The organism is Streptomyces sp. NPDC012508, assembly GCF_042902595.1.
Classification (GTDB): Bacteria; Actinomycetota; Actinomycetes; order Streptomycetales; family Streptomycetaceae; genus Streptomyces.
Window position 1 is genome coordinate 877,579 of record NZ_JBIBEO010000002.1, and the last position, 16,633, is coordinate 894,211.

Consider the following 16,633-nt stretch of genomic DNA (forward strand, 5'->3'; position numbering starts at 1 on the left):
CGCGTCTAGCGTGGGGGCGGATCCCCCGCTGCTTCTCCCTCGCCCTTTCCGCCGCCGCCGTCGTCGCGCAGGGCGGCGACCCGGCGGTACAGCTCGACGGCCTCCGTGTGCCGGCCGAGGCGTTCGAGACAGTGGGCCTCGTCGTGGCGGCTGTCGAGGGTGTCCGGGTGACCGTCGCCCAGCGCACGCGCGCGTGCCTCGGCGACCTGGCGGTAGACCGTGAGGGCGTCCTCCCAGCGGGCAAGCCAGCCGAGGCCCACGGCGATCTCGCGACGGCTGACGAGCGTGTCCGGGTGGTCCACGCCGAGAACGCGCTCGCGGGTCGACCACACGTCACGGGCCTCCTCCACGGCCTCCTCCCACCGGGAGAGACGTCCGAGATTGACGCCGAGGCCGTGTCGGGCGCGCAGCGTCTCCGGATCGTCGGGGCCGAGCACCCTGGTGCGGGCGTCGACGAGGTCGCGGTAGAGATCCAGCGCCTCGGCGCTGCGGCCGAGCCGGCCCAGACAGATGCCAACCTCGTAGCGGGCGGCGAGCGTGTCGGGATGGTCCGGCCCGAGCACGGTGCCCCGCGCCGTGGCGACCTCGCGATACGTCGTGAGCGCCTCCGCCCAGCGCCCCAACTGGCCGAGGGTGTACGCCACTTCGTACCGGGTCACCAGCGTGTCCGGGTGTTCGTCGCCGAGCAGCCGACCGCGCGCCTCGGCCACCTCCGCGGCCATCCGGTACGACTCGTCGAGGCGCCCGAGACGGCCCAGGTTGAAGGCCAGGTTGTGGCGGCAGCGCAGGGTGTCGGGGTGCTCGGGGCCCATCGTGCGCTCCCGCGAGGCGAGCACCGCCGCGTAGACCTGGTGCGCCTCGACGTGCCGCCCGAGGCGGCCGAGGACGTACGCCGTCTCCTGGCGCGCGGCCAGGGTGTCGGGGTGGTCCGCGCCGAGGACGCGCTCACGCGCCTCGGCCACCCGGCCGAACTCGCGCAGGGCGTCGGCCGGGCGGGCGAGCCTGCTGAGCGTGAACCCGAGTTCGTACCCGCTGGTGAGCGTGTCTGGGTGGTCGGGTCCGAGGACGCGGCGACGGTCCTCGACGACGGACCGGTGCACGTCCTCCGCCTCGTTCCAGCGGCCGAGCCGGCCGAGGCTCAGACCCGCCTTGTGCCGACTGGCGAGCACGGCGAGGAGCTCCCGCGGCGGAGCGGGCCGTTCGGCACGGTCGGCGCTCCGCGGGGGAAGCACTCGCGACGCGGTCGTCCACTCCCCCGTGAGCTCGGCCGCCGGGTCGTACGCCACGGTGCCCGACGCGCGGGAACCGGCGGTGACGCGGTGCCCCGTGGTCATCCCCCGTGCCCAGGAGGGGAGTCGGCGCGGGGCCGCCCCGGGCACCCGTACGGGAGGCGGCGCGAGAGCGGGCCCGGCGGCGGGACCAGGGCCGGAACCCGGTCCGTGGGCAGGCCCCGGCTCCGGTCCGAGCACCGTTCCGTGTCCAGGCACCGGAGCAGGTCCGGGTCCGGGCCCATGGCCAGGCAACGGAGCAGGTCCGGGTCCACGGCCAGGCAACGGAGCAGGTCCGGGCCCCGGTCCATGGACAGGTACCGATCCATGCCCCGGCCCCGTGCGGGCGGTCACGATCCTGCGGCGCAGGTCGCTCGCGTCCGTCGGCCGGCCGTCGGGCGTCTTGGCGAGCAGGTCGAGGACGATCCGTTCCAGGTAGTCGGGCAGCTCGGCGCGGTGCGTCCGCAGGGGCTCGGGCGGGGTGTCCCGGTGACCGACGAGGATGGCCCAGGCGTCCTCCAGGTCGAAGGGCGGGGCACCGGTGGCGATCTCGTACAGCACACACCCGAGCGAGTACAGGTCACTGCGGTGGTCGATCTCGCCGCCGCTGATCTGCTCCGGCGACATGTAGTGCGGCGTGCCCATGGCGATGCCGGTGCCGGTGAGCTTGGAGGTGAAGCCGATGTCTTCGCCGAGGCGTGCTATCCCGAAGTCGCAGATCTTCACGGCACCGTCGCCGAGGCGCATGATGTTGGCGGGCTTGAGGTCGCGGTGGACGATCCCCTGACGGTGGGTGTAGGCGAGGGCGTCGGCGACCTGTTCGGCGATGTCCACGACGTCCTGCACCGGCAGCGGGTGCTGCTTGTTCTCCTCCAGGAGCTGGCTGAGGTTGTGGCCCTCCAGCAGCTCCATGACGAGGAAGAGCACCCCGTCGTACTCGCCGAAGTCGTGGACGACGGTGACACCGCGGTGCTGGAGGGAGGCCGCGACCCGGGCCTCGCGCCGGAATCGTTCCCGCAGCACCGTCATGAAGGCCGGATCCCGCTGCGGTCCCAGCGGCTTGAGGCACTTGACCGCGACCCTGCGGCCGAGCGACTCGTCGGTGGCCCGCCACACCTCCCCCATACCGCCGCGTCCGATCACGTCGTGCAGCCGGTACCGGCCCTGGATCAGCCTGGTGTCCGCCATCGCGTGCTGTCGCCCCCGTTGATGTTCCGCGCCCTCCCCGGCGGGTCCAGTATGGCCGCCTTGTGCCTGAGTGTGTACGGCGCGGGGCGCGCGTCAGGGCCCAGTCGGTCCATCGCGTTCAAGATGTGACCTGGCGGCAGCCGCCAGCGGAGCCTGGCCGGGACGGAGCGCAGCAGATTGGCCGCGGCGGTGAGCCGGTACGTGACGGTGTCGGCCGGCGGCGCGGGCCGGCCGTAGAGCTCGTGGGCGTAGAGGGGCAGGGAGTCGTACGCGAGTGCTGCCACGCGCCGCCAGATGATCTCGCGCGCCGGGACGAGGGCGGGCGGGACGGGTGGACGGCGCAGGAAGGCGTCGACGGTGCGGGCGTCCTCCCCGGCGGCGAGTCGCGGGCGAACGTCATCGAAGTAGGAGGCAAGTTCACCGGCGGTGGCGGGGACGGTACGCGGGTCGAGTCCGACGAGCCGGGCGGAGACGCGGTGTTCGTCGATGTAGCGGTCGACCTGGGCGTCGGTGAGGGGGATGCCGGCGCGGCGCACGACGGAGATGTACGAGTCGACCTCGGCGCAGTGCACCCAGAGGAGGAGCTCGGGGTCGTCGACCCCGAGCAGCCGGTGGATCTTCCGTACCCGTGCGCCGGCCGCCTCGGCGGCGTCGGCGGTGCCGTAGCTGATCGTGCCGACGAAGTTCGCCGTGCGCAGCAGTCGGCCCCAGGCGTCCTTCCTGAAGTCGCTGTTGATCATGACGCCACGCACCGCGACGGGGTGCAGGGCCTGGAGATACAGGGCACGGACGCCGGCGATCCACATCACCGGGTCGCCGTGCAGCTGCCAGGTGACGGATTCGGGACCGAAGAGCCCGGGGTCGGCGTCCTGCCTCATGGCGTTCAGGCTACGGGTGCTGACGCCGGATCGTCTGTACGAAGTCGAACTGGACCCGGGTGATCGGCTCCTGATCCGGAGGGAAGGACGGAGGGGGTGCGGGGCTGCGGGGTCAGCGCCGGACGGCGCTGAAGGGGGCGATGCAGCGGGTCGTGGTGGGGCGCGGGTGGGGGTCGTCTCAGCCTCGGACTTCGGGGTCGTCGGTCCAGGTGACGGACTCGATGAGCCAGTCGCCCGTGGCGCGCGTCAGCCGGGTGTGCTTGCGGCCCCACGCGGAGAAGGGGACGCCGTCACGGATGCCATGCTTGTAGTAGAGGGAGCTCCGCAGGGCACGATCGGCGCCGACGACCGTCGAGAACTGGACCTCGAACTCCTCGAAGTCGCTCATCTCAGGTCCGTTCAGATAGTCCTGACGAGGCACCAGGAACTCGTCGACGTCCATCCGCGTGACCTGCCCGTCCGCCGTCACGTACTCGATCACGGCGTCCGGCGCGAGCACCTCACGGGCCGCGGCGAGGCTGACCGGCTCTCCCGAGCGGCGGGTGAACGCGGAGAGGAAGACGGTGACCGCCGTGTCGACGGCACGCTCGTCCGCGGAGCGCTCCGGGGTCCTGCGCCACTCGCGGGACAGGACCGCGAACACCGAGTCGCTGCACCAGGCGTTCTTGAGGAAGGTGCCGTCGCGGAGGACGGACTCATGGCGCATGCCGATGCGGCGCATGAGCGCGGCGGACGCCCGGTTACGGATGTCACAGATCCCGATCACGCGGTGCCAGCCGAAGTGCTCGAAGGCGATGTCCAGCGCGGCGGCGACGGCCTCGGAGGGAATCCCGGTGCCGTGCACGTCCGGGTGGAAGGCGAACCCCACCTGCCCAGTGTCCGGTTCGTCGGTCTCACGCCGGAGCAGGACCTCGCCCACGACCCGGCCGGACTCGTCCTCCACGGCCAGGTCGAACCAGTCACCGGGCTTGGCGAGCGCCTCCCCCGCGATGACGCGCTCGATGACCTCGGCGGTCACCTCCCGCGTGTGCGGCTCGTGCGGCAGATAGAGGGCGACCTCCGGCAACGAGCGGTGCGCGTAGATGGCTTCGACGTCGTCCATACGCACCGGACGCAGGCTGAGCCGCTTCGTACGCACCGGGTACGGCGGGTGGACGGGGGCGCCCTCGGCAGCCGGGTCGGCGGGCGCGGCCGGGTCGGTCGAGTCTGCGACGTCGGCAAGGTCGGCGGGGTCGGCCGGCTGGGAGGGGTGGGGTGCGTCCGTCATGGGGTCTCCATTCATACGGTGAACCGCACAGTCTGCCGTGCTCGGTTCGAGGCGGACGACGGCAGGGCAGGTGCTGTCGGCGAGGCGCTGCCTCACCGTCCCGGGGTGTGAGGCACAGAGGGCCCCTCGATCTCGGCGTCGACGGGTTCCGCGTGCGGTTCAGCGCATCCGCGCTGCGGATCGCCGCGCTGGGGCTCGCGATGGGTCCGGGTCCGCGCGGTCCGGTCCCGCCTGGGCGGGCGTCCAGGCGTCGACGTCACGGACGACGGCCGCGGGCCGTTCCCCGGTCCGTACGAACCGTCAGCCGTCGGTCCACGCCGTGGCCAGGGGACCACAGGGACCACGGCGACCACAGGGACACGGGGGACCACTCCTTCGGCTGCCCTCGGCGAGCGCGGAGCCCGCCGCGGCTTCCATGCTGGTCCGGGGGAGATGACCGCTGTCCGAGGCCGCCTTCGAACCCTGGCTCCCTGGGACCTGGCCGCGGATGACCGGAGCGCTGATGAGGCTTGTCGTCGATCTCAACAGGTGCCAGGGGTACGCCCAGTGCGCCTTCCTCGCGCCCGAGGTTTTCACCATGCACGGTGACGAGTCCCTCGTCTACGACCCACGCGCCGAGGAAGAGCACCGGGAGAAGGTGGCGCGTGCCGTCGCGGCCTGCCCGGTGCAGGCGATCATGGTGGAGGGCCTGGCCGAAGCGGCACACACCCCCGCGGCGCAGGCCTCACAGGCCGTTCCAAGCGGTCAGCCCGATCGGCCCTCTCGGCCCGTTCAGCCCGATCGGCCCGGTCAGCCCCCTCGGCCCGTTCCGCCCCGGCAGGAGTCGTCGGATGTCGGCTGAAAATTTCCACGCGTGGCTCAGGCGCGAGGGCCGGATCGTGATCGTCGGGGCGTCCCTGGCGGGGCTGCGGGCGGCGGAGACGCTGCGCGCCGAGGGCTTCGCCGGCTCGCTCACGCTGATCGGGGACGAGCCGTACGAGCCGTACGACCGCCCCCCGCTCTCCAAGGCGGTCCTCCTGGGTAAGGCCTCGCCCGACCGCACCGAGCTGCCCCGGCGCCGCGAGATCGACGCCACCTGGCGGCTCGGGGTCGCGGCGACGGGCCTCGACATGGCGGCCAGACAGGTGCGCCTGGCCGACGGGGACGCGGTGGAGTACGACCGGCTGCTGATCGCGACCGGCGTGCGCGCCCGGCCCTGGCCACACGAGGAGGAAGCCCGGCTGGACGGGGTCTTCGCGCTCCGGACCCGTGACGACGCGGTGGGGCTTCATCGCCGGATCGAGGCCGCGCCCCGTCGCGTGCTGGTCGTCGGCGCCGGGTTCACCGGCTCGGAGATCGCCTCGGCGTGCCGGGACCGGGGCATCGACGTCACCGTCACGGAGCGCGCCGACGCTCCCCTGGTGGGCGCGCTCGGCGGGGTGGTCGGCGTGGTCGCGGCGGACATGCACCGCGAGAACGGCGTGGATCTGCGGACGGGTGTCACCGTCACCGCGCTGGAGGGCGACGCGGCGGGCCGGATCCGGGCCGCGCATCTCTCCGACGGTGGCGTGGTCGAGGCGGATGTCGTGGTCGTCTCGCTCGGAGCGATCCGCAACACCGAGTGGCTTGCGGGCTCGGGCCTCGGCGCGGGCCCCCGCGGCATCGCCTGCGACGCGGGCTGCCGTGCCTTCGACGTCCGGGGCATCGTGACGGACGACATCTACGCCGCCGGAGATGTGGCGCGGTCCCCGAACGCCCTGTTCAACTACCAGTTCCTGTCCCTGGAGCACTGGGGCAACGCCGTGGCGCAGGCCGAGGTGGCCGCGCACAACATGATCAGCGCCAGTGCGGAGCGTCGTCCGCACATGGGGGTGCCGGCCTTCTGGTCGTCCCAGTTCGGCGTGAACATCAAGTCGGTCGGGGTGCCCTCGATGGGCGACGAGATCATGATCACGCAGGGCACGCCGGCCGAGCGGCGTTTCATCGGTGTGTACGGCCATCAGGGCCGCGTCGTCGGGGCCGTCAGCTTCGACAACTCGCGGTGGCTGGATTTCTACCGGCGGCTGATCGAGACCGGCGCGTCGTTCCCCGTGGAGTTCCCGACGGTGGACCGGCGGCCCGAGGGCCGCAAGCCGGTCCCTGCGGATTTCCCCGACCCGTCCCTGCCGACGCACGGCCCGACGGTGACCCTCAGCGGTTACTCACCGACCGACCAACAGCTGGTCTTCACCCCGGCCCACCGCTGAACGACGCCCGTCCGGCCCACCGCCGACCGACACCCGGCCGGCCCACCGCCGACCGACACCCGGCCGCCCGCTCCGGCCCTCTCGACCCGAGGACACCTCATGTCGCACGCCGTCCCGCTCCTGCGCCAGATCACCGACTACGCCCATCGCGCGAACCCGTACCCCCTGTACGAGAAGCTCCGCGGGACCCCGGTGCTTCAGGAGGAGGAGGGCGGCCCGTACGTCATCAGCTCCTACTACGACATCCTCCATCTGCTGCACGACCCCCGTATCAGCTCGGAGGCCGCCAACCTCACCACGGCGAGCGCCGAGGGAGGCACCGCCGGCATGGGCGGCGCGGAGGAGACGGGACTGCCGCCGAGCTTCATCCGGCTCGACCCGCCCGAGCACGACCGGCTGCGGCGGCTCGCCAACCGCCCCTTCGGCCCGCCGCACAGCCCCCACCGGATCGACTCCATGCGCGACGAACTGGCCGAGATCGTCGCCGGGCTGCTCGACGACCTGGGGGGTGCGACGGAGATCGACCTGGTCGACCAGCTCGCATACCCGTTTCCCGTGACCGTGATCTGCCGGCTGCTCGGGGTCCCGCGCGAGGACGAGCCGCGATTCCGCTCCTGGGTCGACCCGATCGTGGCCGGTCTGGACCCGGACGCGGGCGGGGACACCGCCGAGCGGCGGCGGGAGGCGCAGGAGGCACGGCTGCAGCTGGGCATGTATCTGGCCGGGCTCGTCGAGGAGCGGGGCAGGGAACCCCGTGACGACATGCTGTCCCAACTGGTGACGGGTCATGACGAGGACGGGCGCATGACGACGATGGAGGTGCTCAGCACCGCCGTACTCCTCCTGATCGCAGGGCACGAGACCACGGTCAACCTCATCACCAACGGCATGCTCACCCTGCTCCGCCATCCGGACGTCCTCGACAGGCTGCGCGACGACCCGGGCCTCGCCGTCAGCATCGTGGAGGAGCTGCTGCGTTACGAGCCTCCCGTCCAGCTCGTACCGCAGCGCACCTGCATCACGGACATCGAGGTGCGCGGGGTGACCATTCCGAAGGGCTCACGGATCTGGCTCGTACTCGCCGCGGGCAACAGGGATCCGGAGCGCTTCAAGGAGCCCGACCGCTTCGACCCGGACCGCGAGGACATCCAGCACCTCGGCCTGGGCAGCGGAGTCCACTCCTGCTTCGGCGCGCCCTTGGCCCGGCTGGAGACCCAGATCGCGCTGTCCACGCTGGCCCGCCGCCTCGACAACCCCCGGCTGTTGGAGGACCCGCCGCCGTACCGTCACAACGCGGTGCTGCGCGGCCCGCGCCATCTGCGCATCGGCGTCGACGGGGTGCGTCCCCGGCCGGAACGGCGCTGACCCGGTGGCGCTTGCCACGTGGCGCTCACCCGGTGGCGTGCACCATGCGCGTGAGGATGGTCCGGCCGCGGTCGATGAGCTTCGGTTCCTGGTTCGTGACGCCCGCGTCGAGGTAGGAGACGCCGAGACGTGCGGTGAAGAGGGGCAGGGCCTGCCGTTCGGTGTCGGTCAGCCCCCGTCCGTATCCGCCGAGGAACGCCGACTCGAGTTCGGGGCGTGGGGGCCAAGCAGCGCAACACAGCCACACGAAGTCCTCGACGGCGATGCCGTGGTCGGACTTCTCGAAGTCGATCAGGCTGTGGGTGTCGCGCCGAGAGTCCCAGAGCCAGTTACGGGTCGAGTAGTCGCCGTGCCGGAACACGATCGGGAGATCCTCGGCGAGCCGAGGCAGCTCGTGGCTCACCCGCTGGACGAGGGCACGTTGGGCGTCGGTGAGGTGGTGCGCGGTGTGCTCCAGGCAGGCCGCGGCCTCCTCGGCCTGCCGGGCGACCGATGCCAGGATGCGTGCGCGTTCCCCGCCCGTGGTCGGCACCGGGTGATCGTGCCACCGTCTGAGCAGCCGTCCGGCGAGCTCGTGTACGCGGGTCTCCTCGGCGGCCGTGAGGGGGAGGCCCCTGACGACGCGGCCCGGGAGCGGCGAACTCAGAATGGCGCGCAGGCCCGGATCGCAGGCCAGGAGCCGAGGCGCCTCTCCGTCGGCGAGGGAGCGGGCCGCGTGGTCGTAGCCGCGCACCTCGCGCGCGAAGTTCTCCGGGTTGGGGCTCACCTTCACGAACGCCGCGGCCGTCCCGGAATCCACGCGCCAGACCCTGGAGTCACCGCGTGACCAGGAGACGTCCAGGACCTGTGCAAGGCAGCCGGGCAGAAGGTGCGTAACCCATTGCCGCAGGTCCGCGGGGAGAGGGGCGTCGAACGTCACGTATGGGGCTCTTCTCGGTCGGGGACGGCGGCACTCGATGTTCCGGCCTACCCGCCCCAGCACCTCCCCTACTCGATGATCGGCCCACGTTCATCCGAAAAGGAGCCGCACCCGGGCGCCCTCGCGCCACCTGGCCGCGTGGTGGCACGGCAGGCGGCCTGTACTCCCGCGCCGGACGCCGGTCGAGGCCAGTCGGGCGCGGGGTCCTCGGCGAGCAGCGGCCGGAGGGCGCCGACGACCGCGCCGACGCAGACGTCGCGCACCTGGGTGCGGGGGCAGGTCTCGTGGGTGAGCCAGTCGACGCAGAGGACCTGGACGAAGACCAGCCAGCTCTTCAGGACGGCGGACACGGCCTCGCGAGCGCTCTCGTCCGCGAGCGGGAGGACGGCCAGCAGCCGCGCTCGGAGCGCGTCCAGCTCGTTCGTCATGATCGTCTGGATCACCGGGTCGCCCGCGAGGACCCGGTTCGCGGCGAGGACGGCGTTGCGGTTCGCCACGAAGTAGTCGAGGTGCACGTCCATTCCCTGGATGAGCTGTTCCACCAGGGAGTCGGCGGGGTCGAGTCTCGTCCGCGCGAGCAACTGGTCCGCGGCCTGCTGGTAGACGGCCGCGAAGAGGTCGTGCTTGCTGGGGAAGTGACGGTAGAGCAGGGCCCGGGAGACACCGGCTTCTTCGGCGACCTGCTCCATCAGTACGTCGGCGTACGGATGCGCGGCGAAGAGCCGCGCCCCGACGGTGAGGAGTTGGGCGCGGCGGTCGGCGGGGGTGAGCCGCTGGCGGGGAGGCACGCGGGAAGTTTAGTTGACATGTGTCTACTGGCGCTCCACTGTAGTAGACACATGTCAACTAAGCTCCGCCATGGCGGCTTGGGGGGGAAATGGCCAGGGCTCTGCGCTTACTCACACACCTGATGGGCTGGTCCTGCGTGGCGATCGGCCTGTTCCACGTGGCACTCGGCAACGCGGCGACCCCCGGGCTCGGTTCCGCGGGCGCGACGGTCGACAGCTGGGGCCGGTTCATGGGTGCATGCTTCGCCGGCTACGGCCTTGCCTGGCTCTGGGCCGCACGACAGCGCCCGATCCCGGCACAGGCGGTGCGGTGGCTGGCCGGCGTCTTCCTCCTGGGCGGCGTGGGCCGACTGCTCTCCCTCGCCACCCGCGGCCGCCCGCACGGCTTCCAGATCGCACTGACGGTTCTCGAACTCGGCCTGCCTCCACTCCTCTTCGTCCTGGCTGACGCGGAGGAGCGAGCCGCACGACGCAACGCGGATCCCGTACCGGCCGACCACTGACCGCGCGGCGCTGTCGGCGGCGCGCGGATGGCCGAGCCCCCGATGGTCCCGACGGATCCGCCGGCCCTGCTGGACGGGGCTCACGAAAGCGCGGGCGGAGCCGGTTGCACAGATGCGGCAGAGTGGGGGCATGCCTACGTACGCGACGATGTCGTTCCACCTGGAGACCGAGCGGCTGATACTGCGGCCGTGGGCCGAGTCGGACGCCGCCGAGTTCCGCGCCCTCCTCTCCGAACGCGGCAAGGAAACGCCCACGGTCGAGTACACCCGAACGGCCATCGCGGAGCTGCTCTCCGCCACGGAGAGCACGGGGATCGCCCTCCTGCCCATCCAGCGCCGTGAAGAAGGCGACTTCATCGGGTATTGCGGGCTGATCATCGGCCGGTCCACCGTGGAGGAGCCCGAGATCGCGTACGAGCTGTTCCAGCGCGCGCATGGGCGCGGCTATGCCACCGAGGCGGCCGCCGCGGTGCTGGATGCCGCTGTCGCGACCGGGCGGAGGCGGCTCTGGGCGACCGTCGCCACGTGGAACACGCCCTCCCTCCGCGTCCTTGAAAAGCTCGGGTTCGAGCGGGACCACGTGTCCACGGAGGAGAACGGTGAAGTGGTGTGGCTCACGCGCTCGTTGCCGTAAAGCGGGTCGCCTTGGGGCTGCCAGGACGTCCGGGTCGTGATGACGGCCCGGGCCGGAATCAAGACGCGCGTTCCCACGACTGCGACTGCGACCCCGACTCCGACTGAGCCGCCATCGACGTGCTCGTGGCCTTTCCAGGTGCGTAGAGATCCGGACGTCTACCGGGTGGCGCATCCCCGCGAAGGCGCTCAGTCCCGGCAGCCGTACGCCGCGGCCACCTCCGCCAGTCCCTCCAGGCCGCCGTCCGCGCCACCGCCCCCGCCCACGCGGGCGATCAGGAGCACCCGGGCCGGCACGCCGGCGGCCGCGTACGCGGCGAGCCGGTGATGACCGTCCAGGACCGCACCGACCAGCCACCGCTCCTCGTGCCGGGCTTCCACGTACCGGTCGTCGATCCAGCCGAGCACCACGGCGGCCGGCCGCTCCCCCGCCGCTATCGCGGCCGCGTGCCGGGCGAGGGTCGCCGGGTCGAGCGTTTCGGGCGGCTGTGAGGGCAGGAAGGCGCCGTAGGTGAACGGCACCCGGCCGCCCGGAACAGGCGTGGTGAGCTGGAAGTGCGCGACGCCGGGCCAGTGGTCCCCGGGAAGGTCGTCACCGTACTCGCACTCGTCGCCGTCCTCCTGCGCCCTGGCCGCCGCACGGCGGTACCACCACGACCGGGCCGGGTCTGTCACCTGCTCCAGGGGGAGGTCGAGCAGGAGAGCGCGGTAGTGACCGGTCTCCAGCTCGCCCAGCACGGGGGCCCATTCGACGAGCAGCGCGGTGTCGAGCCGGTCCAGGCCGGCCAGCCGTCCGCGCATGCGGGCCGCGATCCGGGACGCCTCGTCGTCCGGCCAGTCCAGCAACGTCAGGCCCAGCTCACACGTGTCGCACAGCGAGCCGACCCGGTAGAGCGGCTTCCGGTCGAACATCAGGGACCGGTCCCAGCGCGGCCAGGTGGAGCCGGGCGACGGCGGGTCGAAGGCGACCCGGATCCGGCCCGCGCCCCCGTCGACGGAGAACCGGGCACGCGCGCCGGATTCGACGACGACGTCCCGCATCGTCCCGGGCGCGCGCTCGGTGCGGCCGTCGGCCCAGGCGGTGCGCACGGCCGCCGCGTACGCAGCCCCGCTCGCCCCCTCCGGCAGGAGCGGGTCGCGACCGGTGAGCCGTACGAGCACGTGGTGGACGTCGTACACCCGCTCCTCGGCGCTCTCGGCCAGCCATCGCAGCAGGTGCGGTACGGCGGCCGGATCGCCCATCAGCTCCAGGGCGACGGCGAACGCGGTGCGGTCGAGTCCGGTCACGTCGGACAGCCCCCGGGCGATCGACGCCGTCCACCGGCGGGCACCGAGCCGGCCCAGCGCGAGCGCGGCGCGGCCGCGCGGGGCCGTGGAGTCCTCGAGGAGAGCACCGAGGCGCGGTGCGAAGGAAAGGTCGCCGGAGAGCCCCATGGCGTCGACGAGCTCGGGGGCGGGCGAGCCGCCGGCACGAGCATCGCCCTCACGGGACGCCGGGGCCTCGTCCGCGTGCATGCGCAGCAGCTCGGCGGGCAGCCGCAGCCCGCGCGCCACGGCGGCCCTCAGCACGTCCCGGCGGTCGTCCGCGCCGACCTCGGGGTCGGCGAACAACCGCAGCAGCACCGCGTCGCCCGGTTCGCCCAGGCTCCGCAGGAGCCAGGTCAGATACGGACGGAAGGCCGCCCGGTCCGCGTCCGTGCGGTACAGCTCCTCGACCGCCTCGGCGAGAGGGCCGGACGGGTCGGTGCTCAGCGCGTACAGCGCGGTCCACGGGTCGTCGGCGCCAAGGGCGGCGCGGAGACGTACCCGGACGGTGTCGTGATCCCCCATGCGGGCAGTATCGGCCACGAGCAGGCGGCATGCTCACGAGGACGGGCTCGGGCACGACGACGGTCACGCGGCTGCGTCGAATACGCCGTCGCGCCCCAACAGAACCGCGCCCACAGGGCATCAGCCGACGACACCCGTCAATCAGCGATCAGACGATCCGAAGGAGACGTCCTAGGTGCCCGCGAACCACGAGCGGCCCTGGGCCCAGTGGGTCGCCCAGCCGGTGAAGCCAGGGGTTCCCGGCATCAGAGCGTCCGGGGACTCGGGACCGAAGGGCATCGCGCCCTCGCCGGCGATCTGCCAGACGTGACCACGCTGCGGGCCGGTGACGATCAAGTGCCAGTACATGCCGCAGCCGTCGGTGCCCAGCAGCAGGGAGCCGTGGTCGAACACCGGGTCCGTCCGGGCCTCGAACTCCTCAACCGACAGCGCCTCCTCATCGCCCTCCGCCTCCCACAGCCACGCCGCCGTGAGCGGAAAAGGCTCGGCAAGCAGGCGTTCAGGGCGGCCGGAGCCCCAGTCCGGGGGCGTCTGCGCGAGAGGCAGCAGACCGTAGTAGGGCGGTCCGGCGCGCAGTCCGTCGCAGATCTCCGCCACGAACGTGCGGTACGGCTCCGGGAGCACGATGCCGTGCTCCGCCTCGAAGGACCGCACCGCCTCCCAGCCGGCCGGCGGCGCTGCCTCGGGGCGGGCCGCGAAGATCTCGCGGAGGGCGGCCAGCTCAGCCGGGTCGCAGATTTCCGTGTTCATGCCGGTCATCATGCAAGATCCGAGGGAGGCGTCCCACGTGGTGTTCGGGATGTGCGGTCCTGGCCCGTCCGGTCCGTGGGCTGGCTATCCTTGGGGCATGATCTTCCGATCTTCGGAGCCTTCTCCGCGCCGAGTCAAAGCAGGGGACCTTCGCGCTTCTCACGACGACCGTGAAGCGGTCGTGGAGCGGCTGCAGGAGGCGGCAGCGGAGGGAAGGATCGATCTCGACGAGCTGGACGCGCGCCTGGAGGTGGCGCTGAAGGCCAGAACCTACGCCGAGTTGGCCGTGGTGACTGCCGATCTGCCGGGGCCGAGTTCCTCCGGAGCCCCGTCGCCGTTGGTGCTCAAGGGGGGCGTGTACGGCGTGTCCCACGGCCCTGGGCGCTGGGAGGTTCCCGAGCGCGTGATCGCCCATGGTGGCGTGGGAGGCGTGAGGGTCGACTTCACCCGGGTGGAGTGCCGCCTCAGGGAGGTCGAGGTGGAGGCGCACGGGGACACGGCCGGTGTCACGGTCGTCATCCCTGACGGCTGGGCTGCGGACACCAGTGGGATCGATCCCGGCGCCGGTGGCCTGACGGACGAGACCACGTCCGCCCGGCTGCCGGGAACTCCGCTTGTCCGGCTCACCGGTTCCGCCGGCATGGGAGGAGTGGTCATCCGCCACCCCAACCGGCGTGAACGCCGCAAGCTGAACAGCAATCCGACGCAGAGCTAGGGCGCGTTCCAGCAGGCGCTGTTGTGCTGGGTCGGCCGTCATCAGCACGGCCTGGCCGAGTGGCGGGTCTCCGGTCGTGGGCGCCGGCGGGCAGCAGGTCCCAACCCCGCGCGGCAGCGCCGCTCACGTCCCCGACGGCCGCGGCTGCTCCGGGGGAACCGAGCTCTCGGCAACCGCCATCCACTGGTCCAGGTCGGCCTGGGTGAACTCCGTCCATGGTGGCATTTCGGGGAGCCGGCGGAGGAGGTCGTAGGCCTCGGGGATCTGGGGGCCGCGGAGGACCGGGCAGTGGCAGCCGGCGATGACCTCGGCGTTCAGGTGCTGGAAGTCGGTGACGACCGTCCCGAACTTCTGGGCGTCCAGCAGGGCGACCCACGGGGAGACCAGCCTTCCGCCGAACAACTGGCCCTCGCGGAACTCGTCCGGCGACAGCGCCGCAGTTTCGGGCAGGGGGGTCGGCACGTTCGTGGCGAAGGTGTCGACGGCCCACAGGACGTCGGTCTTCGGGTCGAACAGGGCGCGGGTCGTGGGGTTGTCGTACAACGGCGGTCGCTTGGCGACCAGGGTGCGGTCGCCCACGTCGATCGTGTCGCCGTCGGTCATGAAGCGGCACCGGTTGATGGGCGTCTCCCACTCCTCGGCCATGCGGCCGATGGAGAACCATGTCGTCAGCAGGGTCGCGTTCGGGCATTCCGCGAGGACCGCCAGAAGGTTGCCGGCGTGGTCGCGGTCGTCGTGGGTGAGGAAGATCCACCGTACGTCCAGGGGATCCACGACGGACCAGGCCGCCTCCAGCCACTGGGAGCGCACGGCGGGCGCCCCGGTGTCCACGAGGACCGGTTCGGTTCCCCGGATCACCATCGAGTTCATCGGGAAGTGGCCGACCGGCGGGGCCTCAAGGGCCCACGGGATGACGAACGTCTCCTCGGCGATCTTGTACGGCTGCAGAAGGTTGAAACTCTCCAGGGTTGTCATCGCTGCTCTCCCTAGGACGGAGTCGCCGCAGCGTCCATGATTCCAGTGCAGCCCCGTGCCGGACTGTCGTCAAACGCAGAACGCGTGACGATCGGCTCGCCCCGGGTTCAGCGGCGGACGCGGGGCATCCCGAGGCCGATCCAGGAGATGATCTCCCGCTGGATCTCGTTGTTGCCGCCGCCGAAGGTGAAGATGACGGCCGAGCGGTAGCCGCGTTCGAGTTCGCCGTGGAGGACCGTGCCTGCCGAGCCCTCCTTGAGGGCGCCGGCGGAGCCGACGATCTCCATGAGCCAGGCGTAGGCGTCGCGGCGGGCCTCGGAGCCGTAGACCTTGACGGCGGAGGCGTCCTGGGGGGTGAGGGTGCCCTGCTGGACGGCGTTCACCATCTGCCAGTTGAGGAGTTTCATCGCGTCGAGCCTGGTGTGCGTGCGGGCGAGGCTCCGGCGGACCCAGCCGAGGTCGATGACCCGTCGGCCGTCGGCGAGCTTGGTGTCGGCGGCCCAGCGCTGGACGTCGTGGAGGGCGCGGATCGCCATCGTGCCGTGGGCCGCGAGGGTCACGCGCTCGTGGTTGAGCTGGTTGGTGATGAGCCGCCAGCCCTTGTTCTCCTCGCCGACGCGGCGGGAGACGGGCACGCGGATGTTCTCGTAGTAGCTGGCAGTCGTGTCGTGCGAGGCGAGGGTGTTGATGAGGGTGCAGGAGTAGCCGGGGTCGCTCGTCGGCACCAGGAGCATCGTGATGCCCTTGTGCGCCGGGGCGTCGGGGTCGGTGCGGACGGCGAGCCAGACCCAGTCGGCGGTGTCCCCGTTCGTCGTCCAGATCTTCTGTCCGTCGACGACGTACTCGTCGCCTTCCCTGACCGCCCGTGTCTTCAGGGCGGCAAGGTCCGTACCGGCGTCCGGCTCGCTGTAGCCGATGGCGAAGTCGATCTCACCGGAGAGGATCTTCGGCAGGAAGTACGCCTTCTGCTCGTCGGTGCCGAACTGCATGATGGTCGGACCCACGGTGTTCAGCGCCATCAACGGCAGCGGGACACCGGCCTGGGCCGCCTCGTCGAAGAAGATGAACTGCTCCATGGGGCTCAGCCCTCGCCCCCCGTACTCGACCGGCCATCCGACGCCCAGCCAGCCGTCGGTGCCGAGCCTGCGGATCGTCTCGCGGTAGAACCGCTTCTGCGCGGCGGGGTCGGCGTAGCGAGCGTGAACGTCGTCCGGCACGAGTTCCGCGAAGTACGCACGCAGCTCCTCGCGCAGGCGGTGCTGGGCGGGCGTGTACTCGAGGTGCATGGGGGCCTCCCGTGGCGGCGTCCTGGGTACCGTGCGCGCGACG

Annotated in this window: 14 protein-coding genes and 1 pseudogene; 6 read left to right on the forward strand and 9 right to left on the reverse strand. The window is 71.9% G+C overall.

Features of this window, described 5'->3' with window-relative positions; translation table 11 throughout:
• Window positions 1-5: 5 nt before the first annotated feature.
• The 3 genes from ACFY8U_RS10045 to ACFY8U_RS10055 form a co-directional block, all read right to left on the reverse strand.
• Complete coding sequence (locus ACFY8U_RS10045; RefSeq protein ID WP_389568064.1) at window positions 6-2,456, reverse strand: tetratricopeptide repeat protein; 2,451 nt, start codon at window positions 2,454-2,456, stop codon at window positions 6-8.
• Window positions 2,438-3,334, reverse strand: coding sequence for an oxygenase MpaB family protein (locus tag ACFY8U_RS10050; RefSeq protein WP_389568065.1), 897 nt, complete (start codon window positions 3,332-3,334; stop codon window positions 2,438-2,440). Before ACFY8U_RS10050 ends, ACFY8U_RS10045 begins: the two co-directional genes overlap by 19 nt.
• A 178-nt stretch (window positions 3,335-3,512) precedes the next feature.
• On the reverse strand, window positions 3,513-4,601 hold the full coding sequence (locus ACFY8U_RS10055) for a GNAT family N-acetyltransferase (RefSeq protein WP_389568067.1): 1,089 nt from the start codon (window positions 4,599-4,601) through the stop codon (window positions 3,513-3,515).
• A gap of 502 nt (window positions 4,602-5,103) precedes the next feature.
• On the opposite strand from ACFY8U_RS10055, the pseudogene ACFY8U_RS10060 reads away from it, so the two are divergent.
• The 3 genes and pseudogenes from ACFY8U_RS10060 to ACFY8U_RS10070 all read left to right on the forward strand — a co-directional run.
• Window positions 5,104-5,292, forward strand: a pseudogene (locus ACFY8U_RS10060) (ferredoxin); the annotation flags it as partial.
• Between the two features lie 139 nt (window positions 5,293-5,431).
• Entirely contained in the window at window positions 5,432-6,826 is a 1,395-nt protein-coding gene (locus ACFY8U_RS10065) for an NAD(P)/FAD-dependent oxidoreductase (RefSeq protein ID WP_389568070.1), read from the forward strand.
• Window positions 6,827-6,925: 99 nt separating this feature from the next.
• The gene (locus ACFY8U_RS10070; protein WP_389568072.1) at window positions 6,926-8,191 is read left to right on the forward strand and encodes a cytochrome P450; all 1,266 of its coding nucleotides are present in this window, start codon (window positions 6,926-6,928) and stop codon (window positions 8,189-8,191) included.
• A gap of 25 nt (window positions 8,192-8,216) precedes the next feature.
• Here ACFY8U_RS10070 and ACFY8U_RS10075 read toward each other — a convergent pair whose 3' ends face one another.
• Window positions 8,217-9,110 carry an aminoglycoside phosphotransferase family protein gene (locus tag ACFY8U_RS10075; RefSeq protein WP_389568075.1) on the reverse strand — a complete coding sequence of 298 codons (894 nt, stop codon included), beginning with the start codon at window positions 9,108-9,110 and terminating at the stop codon, window positions 8,217-8,219.
• 68 nt (window positions 9,111-9,178) lie between these two features.
• Window positions 9,179-9,898, reverse strand: coding sequence for a TetR/AcrR family transcriptional regulator (locus tag ACFY8U_RS10080; RefSeq protein ID WP_389568077.1), 720 nt, complete (start codon window positions 9,896-9,898; stop codon window positions 9,179-9,181).
• An 89-nt stretch (window positions 9,899-9,987) separates the two neighbouring features.
• On the opposite strand from ACFY8U_RS10080, the gene ACFY8U_RS10085 reads away from it, so the two are divergent.
• Window positions 9,988-10,401 carry a DUF4345 domain-containing protein gene (locus tag ACFY8U_RS10085; RefSeq protein WP_389568080.1) on the forward strand — a complete coding sequence of 138 codons (414 nt, stop codon included), beginning with the start codon at window positions 9,988-9,990 and terminating at the stop codon, window positions 10,399-10,401.
• Between the two features lie 130 nt (window positions 10,402-10,531).
• The gene (locus ACFY8U_RS10090; RefSeq protein ID WP_389568083.1) at window positions 10,532-11,035 is read left to right on the forward strand and encodes a GNAT family N-acetyltransferase; all 504 of its coding nucleotides are present in this window, start codon (window positions 10,532-10,534) and stop codon (window positions 11,033-11,035) included.
• A gap of 188 nt (window positions 11,036-11,223) precedes the next feature.
• Here the strand turns inward: ACFY8U_RS10090 and ACFY8U_RS10095 are convergent, their stop codons facing one another.
• Window positions 11,224-12,864 (reverse strand): hypothetical protein, encoded by a 1,641-nt coding sequence (locus tag ACFY8U_RS10095; protein ID WP_389568086.1) that lies wholly within the window; start codon window positions 12,862-12,864, stop codon window positions 11,224-11,226.
• A gap of 171 nt (window positions 12,865-13,035) precedes the next feature.
• Window positions 13,036-13,626, reverse strand: coding sequence for an SMI1/KNR4 family protein (locus tag ACFY8U_RS10100; RefSeq protein WP_389568088.1), 591 nt, complete (start codon window positions 13,624-13,626; stop codon window positions 13,036-13,038).
• Window positions 13,627-13,795: 169 nt separating this feature from the next.
• Between ACFY8U_RS10100 and ACFY8U_RS10105 the strand changes: the two genes are divergently transcribed.
• Window positions 13,796-14,329: a DUF1707 domain-containing protein gene (locus ACFY8U_RS10105; RefSeq protein WP_389568091.1), complete on the forward strand. Its 534-nt coding sequence runs from the start codon at window positions 13,796-13,798 to the stop codon at window positions 14,327-14,329.
• Window positions 14,330-14,452: 123 nt separating this feature from the next.
• On the opposite strand, the gene ACFY8U_RS10110 is transcribed toward ACFY8U_RS10105, so the two are convergent.
• Window positions 14,453-15,304, reverse strand: coding sequence for an MBL fold metallo-hydrolase (locus tag ACFY8U_RS10110; protein ID WP_389568093.1), 852 nt, complete (start codon window positions 15,302-15,304; stop codon window positions 14,453-14,455).
• A gap of 107 nt (window positions 15,305-15,411) precedes the next feature.
• Window positions 15,412-16,590: an acyl-CoA dehydrogenase family protein gene (locus tag ACFY8U_RS10115; protein ID WP_389568096.1), complete on the reverse strand. Its 1,179-nt coding sequence runs from the start codon at window positions 16,588-16,590 to the stop codon at window positions 15,412-15,414.
• Between the last annotated feature and the right edge of the window lie 43 nt (window positions 16,591-16,633).